A 13273-nucleotide genomic window follows, 5' to 3' on the forward strand; every position below is an offset into this window, starting at 1 on the left:
GTTTTTCGTATGTGTGTAAAAATGCAATATGTATATAGAAATAAGTATAATGGAAATAAGAAAAGAGAAGCGGAGGAGTTAGTAGTGCGTGTATTAGTGAGTGGTGGGGGTACTGGTGGTCATATTTATCCAGCTCTTGCTTTAATTAGAGAAATAAAAAAGTTAAATCCAGAAGCGAGATTTTTATATATTGGTACGGAAAATGGACTAGAGAGTACAATCGTTCCAAAAGCAGGTATACCATTTCAATCTATTGTTATAAGTGGATTTAAACGAAAAATATCATTAGATAATGTGAAAACAGTAATGCGTTTTCTAAAAGGTGTACAGGATAGTAAACGATACATTCGTCGTTTTAATCCGGATATCGTAATTGGAACGGGTGGATATGTATGTGGACCAGTTGTATACGCTGCAGCCAAATTAGGTATTCCAACTATTGTACATGAACAAAATAGTGTACCAGGTGTAACGAACAAGTTTTTAAGCCGTTATGTTGATAAAGTTGCTGTTTGTTTTGAAGCAGCTATAGAGCATTTTCCAGAGTCAAAAGTGGTAATGACAGGTAATCCACGAGCATCAGAGGTAATGGATCAAAATGGAATGAAGGGGAAACGTTCAGTTGGGCTTTCTCTTCCTAAAAAGTCTGTACTTATATTTGGTGGAAGTCGTGGGGCTAGACCGATTAACGATGCCTTCGTTGAAGCAATTGAACAGTTTGGGAACAAAAGCTACGAAATACTATATGTAACGGGTGAAGTACATTATGATAAAGTGATGGAAGCCGTGAAGCAAAAAGGGAACCCAAGCAATGTTATTATTAAGCCGTTCATTCATAATATGCCAGAGGTACTAACTGGTGTAGACCTTGTTGTTTCAAGGGCTGGGGCAACAACACTTGCAGAATTAACAGCGTTAGGAAAACCAAGTGTGTTAATACCGAGTCCGTATGTAACAAATAATCACCAGGAAAAAAATGCACGTTCAGTTGTTGATAAAGGAGCGGCAAAAATGTTACTTGAAAAAGATTTAACAGCTGAAACGCTTATTCGTGATATTGATGAGATTTTATTGAATGCACAAACATTACAAAATATGAAGCTAGCGGCTAAGCAACTAGGTATTCCAGATGCAGCAAATAAGCTGTATGAAGTAATGAATAAGCTTGTAAAAAAATAAAGTGAGGCTTTAATCAGTGGGGAGTGATTCTCTCTCGTTGATTATTATCTTTCACTAATAGGATGTTTACTGACATCCTGATTCCGCCGAATTTTGATTTAGGAGCTGTACTGCCCGTAAATAGAGGGATAACGTTAGGTGAACGCCCTGCATATTATTGTCATAAGGAGACTTAATATGGGGGAGATTGTCTATGGAACAATTAGTAAATGAGCTTATAGAAGCAGACGTTGGTCGTGTTTTAGTTAACGAGCCGTTAGCACGTTATACAACTATGAAAATAGGTGGACCAGCGGATATTTTAATTGTGCCAAAGCATGTAGCCGGTATTGAAAAAACATTACAGTTAGTAAAGCAATACAAAACGAAGTGGACTGTAATTGGTCGCGGTTCAAACCTTCTTGTATCTGATCAAGGCATAGAAGGTGTTGTTATTCGTTTAGGAGAAGGATTAGATCACTTAGAGGTCGAAAAACATAAGGTAAGAGTTGGTAGTGGATATCCTCTTATTAAATTGTCAACTTTACTTAGTCGTCAAGGGTTAGCTGGATTGGAGTTTGCGAGCGGTATTCCAGGAAGTGTCGGTGGTGCAGTATACATGAATGCAGGTGCACATAAATCGGATATATCGAGTGTATTATCGAAGGCTCTCATTCTGTTTGAAGACGGTACACTTGACTGGTTAACGAATAAAGAACTGGAGTTTTCTTATCGGGCATCTGTATTGCAAACGAAACGTCCTGGTATTGTTTTAGAGGCGGTGTTTCAATTACAGGCGGGAAAACGTGAAGAAATTGTACGTAGTATGCAAAATAATAAAGATTACCGCCGTGAAACGCAACCATGGAATCACCCGTGTGCAGGAAGTGTATTTCGGAATCCAATCCCACATTTTGCAGGAGATTTAGTGGAAAAAGCAGGGCTTCGTGGTTATAGGATTGGTGGAGCTCAAATTTCTGAAATGCATGGCAATTTTATTGTTAATACCGGGGGAGCTTCAGCGCAAGATGTATTGTCTTTAATTGAATTAATAAAACATACAATTAAGGATAAATTTGATGTAGATATGCACACAGAAGTAGAAATCATTGGAAGATAACGGTTATTCGTTCCGCTCATTATCATTTATGTTATAATAAGAAGATAAGAACGGCATGAGGAACATGCCGTTCTTTATGTTACATAGGGGGATCGTACATGAATAATAGTAAAGTGATTAAACTACAAGATCGTGTACCAAAATTGAAAAATCAAAAGAAAAAAAACAAAAAAAATGTTAATCATCGATTGATTTTATACATATCAATTTTATTTTTATTAGTGCTCTTTTTAATTTATTTTCGGTCTCCGCTTAGTAATATAAAAAAGATTAGTGTGTTTGGAAATCACTATATGACGGATGAGCAAGTAATGAAGGATTCAGGCGTGACATATGATACAAGTTATTTCCGAGTGACAGCACATAAAGCTGAAGAAAACTTAACGAAGCGAAAAGAAATTAAAGCAGTAAATGTAAAAAAACGTTTTCCAAACAAGATTGATATTCATATCGAAGAATATTTAACGATTGGTTATATAAATAAAGAGGGAAAATTACAACCGTTATTAGAAAATGGAAAAACGCTTGATGTACTACCTAATGGAAAACTTCCTGTTGCAGCACCGATTTTTGAACCTTTTAAAGAAGAGAAAATGAAGGAGTTAATCGCTGAACTAGAAAAATTAACACCAGCTATTTTAAAATCTATTTCGGAGATTCGCTATTCACCAACGAATGCGAATGAAGATCATCTTACTTTATATATGAATGAAGGTTATGAAGTGAGCACTACGATTCAAAATTTCGCAAAACGTATGGAAGCCTATCCACTTATTTTAAAAACAATTGAGCCAGGTAAGAAGGTATTAATTGACTTAGAAGTAGGTGCATATACGAAAGAATTAGGTGCGGAAGAAAAAAAAGAATAGAATGGTAGTTTTCGTTGCTTATAGCAGAAAAAACGAAACGAATGTTCTATTATATGTATACGAATTTAGAAGAATGGTTCATTTGATGAAAAATATGTAAAAATTCTTAGATTCATACTAGTATTGGTACAAGTTTCACTTTTCTATGAGTACATCTTAGTGTAGACTTATACTTGGCGGTAAACTTTACACTCGAAATAGAATTATTTCAAGATAAGCAGTTATTCATAGTTTACTGCGATATTCTTAATTGAATGCTAAATAAAAATAAGAAAAATATAGGGTTAAAAAAGGGAAACGTATAAAGACGTTGAATATTTTTCTTATAAATAGTAAAGTTGCGATTGTTGTTCCATATATTGAGTTGTATGGTATAAATAAAGAAGGAGGTGCCAAAGAATGAACAGCAATGAAATATATGTTAGTCTTGACATCGGTACATCCAATGTTAAAGTCATCATTGGTGAAATGGTTAATGACAGCTTAAACATTATTGGTGTTGGAAATGTAAAATCAAATGGTTTAAAGAAGGGATCGATAGTTGATATAGACGAGACTGTTCGATCAATTAAAAAAGCAATTGAACAAGCTGAGCGCATGGTGGGAATCCACATTGAGCAAGTTGTAGTAGGTGTCAATGCAAACCAGGTACAGCTACTTCCTTGTCACGGAGTAGTCGCTGTTTCAAATGAAGATCGTGAAATCGGGAATGAAGATGTCTTACGCGTTCTAGATGCAGCACAAGTTGTGTCAATTGCTCCAGAACGTGAGTTTATTGATGTGGTACCTCGACAGTTCATCGTAGACGGTCTTGACGAGATTAACGATCCACGCGGGATGATCGGTGTAAGATTAGAAATGGAAGGTACACTTATTACAGGCTCGAGAACTTTACTACATAACCTACTTCGTTGTGTAGAAAAAGCAGGTCTTGAAATTGTTGATATTTGTCTTCAACCTTTAGCGGCTGCAACAGTTGCTATATCTTCAGATGAAAAAAATAGAGGAGTAGCCCTTGTTGATATGGGGGGAGGATCTACAACTTTATCTATTTTTAAAGATGGAGAGTTACAAGCGACGAGCGTATTACCATTAGGTGGAGACCATATAACGAAAGATATTGCGATTGGGTTGAAAACTTCAACAGAAAATGCAGATCAAATTAAGTTGAAATATGGACATGCTTTTTATGATACAGCATCTGAAGAAGAGATGTTTACGGTTCCTATTATGGGAAGTGATCAAACAGAACAATATTCTCAGTTGGAATTATCGGATATAATAGAGGCTCGTGTAGAGGAAATTTTAATGTTTGTTCAAGATGAAGTGCGTAAGTTAGGAGTAAAGCAAGTGGCTTCTGGTTATGTACTAACTGGCGGAATTGCTTCTATGCCAGGTGTTCTTGATCTTGCATATGATATTTTACATGAAAATGTTCGTGTAGCAACTCCTGATTATATTGGTGTGCGTGAGCCTCAATATACAAGTGGAGTTGGATTAATTAAACATTCTTATCAAAAAGCTAAATTACGTGGGAAAAATGTGCAGGAAAAGCAAGAGCATTTTGAACCAGTACCAGCACCAGCACCAACGCCGGTACAACAGCAACCCGCGAAACAAAAAACTCGTAATCAAAACAATAATAATCAAAATGATGACCGCATGATGTCAAAAGTAAAACGTGTATTCCGTTATTTATGGGATTAAAATTGGACACGAAAAATGAGGTTCTAGGGGGATTTCGACATGTTAGAGTTTGATACTACTCAAGATCAATTAGCGAATATAAAAGTTATCGGTGTCGGCGGTGGCGGAAACAATGCTGTAAACCGTATGATTGAACACGGTGTACAAGGTGTAGACTTTATCGCTGTGAACACTGATGCACAAGCATTAAATCTATCAAAAGCTGAAACAAAAATGCAAATTGGTGGAAAATTAACGCGTGGACTTGGTGCAGGCGCAAACCCTGAAGTAGGGAAAAAAGCTGCAGAAGAAAGTAAAGAACAGATCCAAGAAGCACTTCGTGGTGCGGATATGGTCTTCGTAACTGCCGGTATGGGCGGTGGAACTGGAACTGGTGCAGCTCCAGTTGTTGCTCAAGTTGCAAAAGAATTAGGTGCTTTAACAGTTGGTGTTGTAACACGTCCATTTACTTTTGAAGGACGTAAGCGTGCGACGCAAGCAGCATCTGGTATTGCAGCATTTAAAGAAAATGTAGATACTCTTATTGTAATTCCAAACGATCGCTTATTAGAGATTGTTGATAAAAATACGCCAATGTTAGAAGCATTCCGTGAAGCTGATAATGTATTACGTCAAGGTGTTCAAGGTATTTCGGATTTAATTGCAACGCCAGGTTTAATTAACTTAGACTTTGCAGACGTAAAGACAATTATGTCTAATAGAGGTTCTGCTTTAATGGGTATTGGTTCTGGTAACGGGGAAAATCGTGCTGCAGAAGCTGCGAAAAAAGCGATTTCTAGTCCATTACTAGAAACATCTATTGATGGAGCTCAAGGTGTTATCATGAACATTACGGGTGGCGCTAACTTAAGCTTATATGAAGTACAAGAAGCGGCAGATATCGTAGCTTCAGCTTCAGATCCAGAAGTAAATATGATCTTCGGTTCTGTTATTAACGAAGGATTAAAAGATGATATCGTTGTAACTGTAATTGCAACTGGTTTTGATGATAGCATTGCAACTCAACCACCAAAACCAATTATTCGTCCGAATGCGAACCACACGCAACAACAGCAACAACCAGTAGCTCAACCTTCAAAACAACGTGAAGTAAAACGTGAAATGAAGCGTGAAGAGCCAGTTGTACATGAGCGTCATTCAGATTCAGATGATATCGATATTCCAGCATTTTTACGTAACCGTCGTAGACGATAAAAAAAGGAGCTTTCATGCTCCTTTTTTGTTTTTTAAATGGAAAAGACCTGCTAAGCAGGTCTTTTTTTTATTTGGTATATTTTGTTGGTGAAAATAAGAGTATATCATTCTATGAATTTGTACTTTTATTTTTTACCGACAGATTATGTCTAGAAATCACAAAATAACAAAAAAACACCTCCGCAAATTGACACACTTTCCTATTGGATATGCATTATACTAGTCTCAACTTGAAAAAAGAGGTGAATTGTTTGGTTGTTTACGCCGACGTTGTTTGGTTGTTAAACGCCTGCATTGATTTTCTTTTGCTTTTATTAACAGCTACCGTGTTAAAAAAGAAAATCAAAAAATGGAGGCTTGTGTTAGGGGCATTTATAGGTTCAACTATTGTTATTTTTGCCTTTACTCCTTTTGCTTCTATGATGACACATCCAATTATGAAACTACTGTACTCGTTACTTATTGTGTATACAGCATTTGGGTTTACAACATTTAGAAATTATGCACAAACTGTTTTTACTTTTTACTTTGTAACCTTTATGGTTGGCGGAGGATTAATTGGAACTCATTTCTTTTTGCAAACGAATGAAATGGTAAATGGATTGGTTCAATCTCAGTCAATTTCTTACGGTGATCCAATTAGTTGGTTATTTGTTATTTTTGGTTTTCCAGTAATTTATTATTTTTCTAAAAAGCGTATTGAAAGCGTAGAGGTCACGAAAATACACTATGATCAAATTGTGAAAGTAAAAATTCAATTAGCAGAAGAAGAACTAGAACTGGCAGGTCTTATTGACAGTGGGAACCAACTTTATGACCCATTAACAAAAACACCCGTTATGATTATGCATGTTTCATCATTAGAACATTGCTTACCATCTTGGTTAACAGAACAAATTTATTCCAAAACAGAAATTCCTCAAATACCAGAAAATGATTCTGGTTGGGCGACAAAATTACGCTTAATTCCTTTCCGTGCAGTAGGAGTAGAGAGTCAATTTTTGTGGGCAATTAAGCCTGATAGTGTGCAAGTTGACCATGAAGGTAGTTCTATTGTTGTAAACAAAGTATTAATTGGATTAAATACACAACAGCTTTCTACTAATGGGGAGTATCAATGTATTGTGCATCCAAAAATGTTGATTTCACAAAAAATGGTAATCGCTTAATAATGAGAGGCGGGATAATATGATGAAATTAAAATTTTATTTAGTATACCTTTGGTATAAAGTATTGCTGAAATTAGGAATTAAGACCGATGAAATTTATTATATTGGTGGAAGTGAAGCGTTGCCACCACCGTTAACAAAAGAAGAAGAGGAAGTTCTTTTGAATAAATTGCCAAAAGGAGATCAGGCAGCAAGGTCATTACTTATTGAACGTAACTTAAGGCTCGTTGTATATATAGCAAGAAAGTTTGAAAATACAGGGATAAATATTGAAGATTTGATTAGTATAGGAACAATCGGCCTTATTAAAGCGGTAAATACATTTAATCCAGAAAAGAAAATAAAATTAGCAACATATGCATCGCGTTGTATAGAAAATGAAATTTTAATGCATTTACGTCGAAATAACAAAAATCGTTCGGAAGTTTCTTTTGATGAACCACTAAACATTGATTGGGATGGGAATGAACTGTTATTGTCTGACGTGTTAGGTACAGATGATGATATTATTACAAAAGATTTAGAAGCTACTGTAGATCGTCACCTTTTAATGAAAGCATTACACCAATTAAATGATCGTGAAAAACAAATTATGGAACTTCGGTTTGGGCTTGCTGGAGGAGAGGAAAAGACGCAAAAAGATGTGGCTGATATGCTTGGGATTTCACAGTCATACATTTCGCGTTTAGAAAAAAGAATTATAAAAAGATTACGAAAAGAATTTAATAAAATGGTGTAAAGAATAAGACCAGCCGTTATGTAGGCTGGTCTTATTCTATTTAGTTGTATTAGGAAAGATAATTTAAATAACAAATCGTGAAAAAACCACATGCATAAAATCCCCTTCAAAGGAAATACTTTACACTGTACAGCAACTCCCGATAGGAGGGAACACTTTGACGAGAAACAAAGTAGAAATTTGCGGTGTTGATACAGCTAAACTTCCAGTATTAAAAAATGAAGAGATGCGTAAATTATTTCGTGAAATGCAAAGTGGAGAGATAAGCGCAAGAGAAAAATTAGTGAATGGAAACTTACGTCTTGTACTGAGCGTCATCCAAAGATTTAATAACAGAGGAGAATATGTTGACGATTTATTTCAAGTTGGTTGCATCGGACTTATGAAATCAATTGATAATTTTGATTTAGGCCAAAATGTAAAATTTTCAACGTATGCTGTGCCGATGATTATTGGGGAAATACGCAGATATTTGCGTGATAATAATCCGATTCGCGTATCGCGCTCATTGCGAGATATTGCGTATAAAGCTTTGCAAGTAAGAGAAAAGTTGATTGCAGAAAATTCAAAAGAACCAACAGCAATGGATATTGCAAAAGTGCTAGAAGTAACTCATGAAGAGATAGTATTTGCTTTAGATGCAATTCAAGATCCAGTTTCATTATTTGAACCGATTTATAATGATGGGGGAGATCCTATCTTTGTTATGGATCAGTTAAGTGATGAAAAACAAAAGGACGAGCAGTGGGTTGAAGAATTAGCATTGAAAGAAGGAATGAAGCGTTTAAATGATAGAGAGAAAATGATTATTAGAAAACGTTTCTTCCAGGGAAAGACACAGATGGAAGTTGCAGAAGAAATTGGGATTTCCCAAGCGCAAGTATCACGTTTAGAGAAGTCAGCCATTAAACAAATGAATAAAACGATTCAAGGATAAGGTCTCACCAATTATGGTGAGACCTTTTTATATGTAATATGGTTTGTGCTCATAGTAGGGGATTAGTGTTCATATAATTTCGTATAGGTGGCTTCCTGTAAATATGAGAAACAGTTTCCAATTTGTCATATAAGGGAGAGGATGAAAATGGTGATACGAATTTCAGAGTTACAGATGAAGGATGTTATAAATATTTCAGATGGAAAAAGGATTGGGAATATTGGAGATATTGAAATTGATATGAACACAGGGAAAATTTGTTCTGTTATTATTTCCAAACAGACACGTATGCTAGGTATTTTTGGAAAAGATGTTGAGATTGTAATTCCTTGGAAGGAAATTGTGAAAATTGGGGAAGATGTCATACTTGTAAGAGTAAATCCTGTTAATTCTGTAACAGAATCAATACAAACACCGACAATTTCATAAAGAATATTACAAATTCCTCTTTTTTTTCTGTTAGGATTATGAAAAAATAAAAGTATGGTAAAATAGACAGGAAGTACCATGCTTTTTTCTGTTATTTTAATTAAAAGGAGCCGCTTTATTATGAGAGAACCATTTAAATATGTGGACGGTATACTGTATTTACAAGCGTGGAAAGAACTTGGAAACATTACTGCTGGATTTACGACAAAAGATGGTGGGATAAGTACGGGCTCCTTTCATGCGATGAATTTAGGATTACATGTGAATGATATCGTGGAGAACGTTCATGAAAACAGACGCATTTTAGCAAATAAGTTACAAAAACCATTAGAAAATTGGATTTGCTCTGAACAAGTTCATGCTCATCATGTTAAAAAAGTAGGGCAACAGGAAAAGGGAAGTGGTGTCTATTCATATGAGGACGGCATTTCAAAAACAGATGGCATTTATACGAGTAATGAAGATGTTCTGTTAACGTCTTGTTACGCGGATTGTGTTCCGCTCTATTTTTATGCACCATCACATGGTATGATAGGACTTGCGCATGCTGGATGGAAAGGCACTGTACAAGAGATTGCAAAGGAAATGATTCAAAAGTGGAATGCAGAAGGTATTTCAAGTGATGAAATTCATGTTGCAATTGGGCCGTCGATCGGATCTTGTTGTTATGTTGTGGATGATCGTGTATTAACAGCAGCACAGGAAGTAGTTAGGGGTGCTGTTCCTCATCAAAAAATTTCTGACGGGCAGTACGCAATTAATTTAAAAGAAATTAATCGTATATTATGTGTACAAGCAGGCATAAAAGAAGAGCATATTGTAATGTCATCTCTTTGTACAAGCTGTGAAGAGCAACTATTTTTCTCTCATCGTCGTGATCAAGGTAAGACAGGAAGAATGTTGAGTTTCATAGGTTTTAAGGAGGAAGAAAGCAAGTGACAGTACAAGAAAATTTAGTAATTGTAAACGAAGCTATTAAAGAATCTTGCGCTCGAGCTGGACGTTCGTTGCAAGAAATTAAACTTGTTGCAGTTACAAAAACTGTAGGGATTGAAAAAACAAACGAAGTAATTGAAGCTGGAGTTATCGATTTAGGTGAAAATAGAAATGAAGGTTTCTTACAGAAATACGAGCATTTCGGTTCAAAAGTTAATTGGCACTTTATTGGCTCATTACAAACGAGAAAAGTAAAAGAAATCATTAATGAAATTGATTATTTACATTCGTTAGATCGTCTTTCACTGGCGAAAGAAATTCAGAAACGTGCTGATAAGAAAGTGAAATGCTTTATTCAAGTGAAAACCTCATCTGAAGAATCGAAGCAAGGATTGGCAATAGAAGAGGTTGTTTCTTTTATTCAAAGTTTGCAAGAATTCGATAAAATTGAAGTGGTTGGACTAATGACGATGGCTCCATTTACAGAAGAAGAGGAAGAAATCAGACGCTGTTTTAAGGAATTACGTATGCTGCAAACAGAGGTGCAGGAGCTAGAGTTATTACATGCGCCATGTAAAGAATTATCAATGGGAATGTCCAACGATTACAAGATTGCAATTGAAGAAGGGGCTACATATATTCGTTTGGGAACGATTTTAGTAGGAAAAGCGTAAAAGGAAGGAGAATCTTATTATGAGTTGGTCAAAAGTAAAATACTTCTTTTTTGATACACCGGAAGAAAAAGAAGCAGCTCAATATGGTTATGAAAAGGAGCAAACAGACATGAAAAAGCAGCAAGATCCACCAGAACAACAAGACGTTACGTTTCCGAAAGCGCAACCGAAGCAAAACGTTGTGAGTATTGAAACAGCAAAACAATCTTCAAAAGTTGTTTTATTAGAACCACGCACATATTCGGAAGCACAAGGGATTGCGGACCACTTAAAAGGTAGACGAGCTGTTGTAATTAATTTGCAGAGAATGTCTACTGATCAAGCGGTACGTATCGTTGACTTTTTAAGTGGTACTGTATACGCTATAGGCGGGGATATTCAAAAAATAGGGCCGAAAACATTTATGTGTACACCTGAAAATGTAGATATTGTTGGTGCGATTTCAGAGTTATTCGGTGAAGAAGAAGAAACAAATATAAAGAGGTGGTAATACGCCATGACAACAGTTTTTATAGTGTTAAGTTATGCTATCGAGATTTACTCGTGGGCACTTATTATTTACATTCTCCTATCATGGTTTCCTGGTGCAAAGGAATCATCTTTTGGAGAGTTCCTGGCACGTATTTGTGAACCGTATTTAGAACCATTCCGCCGCTTTATTCCGCCGCTTGGAATGATTGATATTTCTCCAATCGTTGCGATCTTTGCGTTGAAACTTGCTAAAACTGGTTTGTTCAGTTTATTAAGCTATTTCTTATAGTAAGAAGGTAAATACATGAGCATCTACGAACATTTTAGGCCTGATGAGGAGGTCTTTGTGGATAAAGTGCTAGAGTGGAAGCGAGCGGCGGAGTACCATCAAGTGAAGTTAACGGATTTTCTCGATCCTAGGCAACAACAAATTGTTTCTATGGTAATAGGACAAGGTGATGTTGCTGTGCAATTTGGTGGTGCAACGCCTAATGCAGAGCGTAAAAGAGCACTTATTTATCCAGACTATCTAGAATTAAATGAAGAAGAATTTCAAGTAGAAGTATTAGAAATTGACTATCCTTCCAAGTTTTATACGCTAGAACATAGGCAAATATTAGGTACATTTATGTCTCTTGGTTTAACAAGAGAAAAATGTGGTGATATTTTGCTGCAAGAAAATCGTGCCCAAATTGTAGTTGCGAAAGAAATTGTATCGTATATTGAGATGAACTTACAATCAATAGGGAAAGTAAAAGTCTCTTTAGCGTCAGTGCAAGGAGAACAAATTCTACAGATACATGAAACGTGGGGAGAGAAATCTGGAACGGTTTCTTCACTTCGTTTAGATGTTATGTTAGCTGAAATGTTACATTTATCTAGACAGAAAGTACAACCTTTCATAAAAAATGGTTTAGTAAAAGTCAATTGGAAAACAGTGGAGCAAACTTCTTATGAATGTTATCCAGGAGATGTTTTTTCTGTTAGAGGATATGGCCGAAGTAAATTATTTTCTGTAGAAGGTAGAACAAAACGCGACAAATGGAGAATTTTGTATGGTATACTAAAATGATTGGTTTTTTAGAAGGAAATCCTCCTATTTTGTCGAAGAAAAGATATAATTGAAAGAGGAAATTTAGATAACTACTTGGAGGTGGCGTTGTGCCGTTAACACCATTAGATATTCATAACAAAGAATTTGGTCGCGGATTCCGTGGCTATGATGAAGATCAAGTAAATGAGTTTCTTGATCAAATTATCAAAGATTATGAATTGGTCATTCGTGAGAAAAAAGCTTTAGAAGAAAAAGTTGCGCAGTTAGAAGGGAAGTTAGATCATTTCTCTAATATTGAAGATACGTTAAACAAATCTATCGTTGTTGCACAAGAAGCAGCGGAAGAAGTAAAACGTAATGCGCAAAAAGAAGCGAAATTAATTGTGCGTGAAGCTGAAAAGAATGCTGATCGTATTATTAACGAAGCATTAGTAAAATCAAGAAAAGTTGCTTTTGATATTGAAGAGCTAAAGAAACAAGCGAAAGTATTCCGAACTCGTTTCCGTATGTTATTAGAAACACAGCTTGAGATGTTAAACAACGATGATTGGGATAAACTAATTGAATTAGAAGACGAAGTAGATGAACTGTTGAAAAAAGAAGAAACAGTGTAAGCTTGACGTTTTTCTCATTATTACATATAATTTTAAACAACATATTTATTAAGAAAAACGAAGATAGGGATAAGTACCTTTTCAAACCTTATATAGCGAACTGAGGATGGTGTAAGCTCAGGATAAGGAGATAGTGGGAATATCACCCTGGAGTTCCGCGCTGAACAAATAGAGTAAGCGTAGGCGTGTATTCGCGTTAAGA

The 13273-nt window shown here is 35.8% G+C and carries 15 protein-coding genes and 1 other annotated feature (1 of these 16 running past the window's edge); all 15 genes read left to right on the plus strand.

What is annotated here, in order from left to right:
• Positions 1–84 precede the first annotated feature (84 nt).
• The gene (gene murG, locus GBN78_RS02085; RefSeq protein WP_021728036.1) at positions 85–1179 is read left to right on the plus strand and encodes an undecaprenyldiphospho-muramoylpentapeptide beta-N-acetylglucosaminyltransferase; all 1095 of its coding nucleotides are present in this window, start codon (positions 85–87) and stop codon (positions 1177–1179) included.
• Positions 1180–1372: 193 nt separating this feature from the next.
• Positions 1373–2278, plus strand: a complete 906-nt coding sequence (murB, locus tag GBN78_RS02090; RefSeq protein ID WP_088045380.1) for a UDP-N-acetylmuramate dehydrogenase — start codon at positions 1373–1375, stop codon at positions 2276–2278.
• 98 nt (positions 2279–2376) lie between these two features.
• Positions 2377–3147, plus strand: a complete 771-nt coding sequence (divIB, locus tag GBN78_RS02095) for a cell division protein DivIB (protein ID WP_001065789.1) — start codon at positions 2377–2379, stop codon at positions 3145–3147.
• Between the two features lie 399 nt (positions 3148–3546).
• Positions 3547–4854, plus strand: coding sequence for a cell division protein FtsA (gene ftsA, locus GBN78_RS02100; protein ID WP_001087557.1), 1308 nt, complete (start codon positions 3547–3549; stop codon positions 4852–4854).
• A gap of 39 nt (positions 4855–4893) precedes the next feature.
• Entirely contained in the window at positions 4894–6048 is a 1155-nt protein-coding gene (gene ftsZ / locus GBN78_RS02105; RefSeq protein ID WP_000888984.1) for a cell division protein FtsZ, read from the plus strand.
• Positions 6049–6299: 251 nt separating this feature from the next.
• Positions 6300–7217 carry a sigma-E processing peptidase SpoIIGA gene (gene spoIIGA / locus GBN78_RS02110; protein WP_000261970.1) on the plus strand — a complete coding sequence of 306 codons (918 nt, stop codon included), beginning with the start codon at positions 6300–6302 and terminating at the stop codon, positions 7215–7217.
• Between the two features lie 19 nt (positions 7218–7236).
• On the plus strand, positions 7237–7956 hold the full coding sequence (gene sigE, locus GBN78_RS02115) for an RNA polymerase sporulation sigma factor SigE (protein ID WP_000976948.1): 720 nt from the start codon (positions 7237–7239) through the stop codon (positions 7954–7956).
• A gap of 157 nt (positions 7957–8113) precedes the next feature.
• On the plus strand, positions 8114–8893 hold the full coding sequence (sigG, locus tag GBN78_RS02120; protein ID WP_000197755.1) for an RNA polymerase sporulation sigma factor SigG: 780 nt from the start codon (positions 8114–8116) through the stop codon (positions 8891–8893).
• Positions 8894–9040: 147 nt separating this feature from the next.
• A complete protein-coding gene (locus GBN78_RS02125) occupies positions 9041–9322 on the plus strand; it encodes a YlmC/YmxH family sporulation protein (RefSeq protein ID WP_000236745.1) in 282 nt (93 codons plus the stop codon).
• Positions 9323–9442: 120 nt separating this feature from the next.
• Entirely contained in the window at positions 9443–10261 is an 819-nt protein-coding gene (gene pgeF / locus GBN78_RS02130; protein ID WP_088045378.1) for a peptidoglycan editing factor PgeF, read from the plus strand.
• The gene (locus GBN78_RS02135) at positions 10258–10932 is read left to right on the plus strand and encodes a YggS family pyridoxal phosphate-dependent enzyme (protein ID WP_088045376.1); all 675 of its coding nucleotides are present in this window, start codon (positions 10258–10260) and stop codon (positions 10930–10932) included. The genes pgeF and GBN78_RS02135 overlap by 4 nt, the downstream gene beginning before the upstream one ends.
• A 19-nt stretch (positions 10933–10951) precedes the next feature.
• Positions 10952–11422: a cell division protein SepF gene (locus GBN78_RS02140; RefSeq protein ID WP_000119129.1), complete on the plus strand. Its 471-nt coding sequence runs from the start codon at positions 10952–10954 to the stop codon at positions 11420–11422.
• Positions 11423–11428: 6 nt separating this feature from the next.
• Positions 11429–11692 (plus strand): YggT family protein, encoded by a 264-nt coding sequence (locus GBN78_RS02145; protein ID WP_000214233.1) that lies wholly within the window; start codon positions 11429–11431, stop codon positions 11690–11692.
• Positions 11693–11707: 15 nt separating this feature from the next.
• Positions 11708–12475 (plus strand): YlmH family RNA-binding protein, encoded by a 768-nt coding sequence (locus GBN78_RS02150; RefSeq protein ID WP_002098127.1) that lies wholly within the window; start codon positions 11708–11710, stop codon positions 12473–12475.
• An 89-nt stretch (positions 12476–12564) separates the two neighbouring features.
• Positions 12565–13071, plus strand: a complete 507-nt coding sequence (divIVA, locus tag GBN78_RS02155) for a septum site-determining protein DivIVA (protein ID WP_001131611.1) — start codon at positions 12565–12567, stop codon at positions 13069–13071.
• A 51-nt stretch (positions 13072–13122) separates the two neighbouring features.
• Positions 13123–13273 (plus strand) — a binding site (T-box leader) (it continues 73 nt past the right edge of the window).

It is taken from the genome of Bacillus sp. B2-WWTP-C-10-Post-4, assembly GCF_009183805.1.
In the GTDB taxonomy this organism is placed as follows: domain Bacteria; phylum Bacillota; class Bacilli; order Bacillales; family Bacillaceae_G; genus Bacillus_A; species Bacillus_A cereus.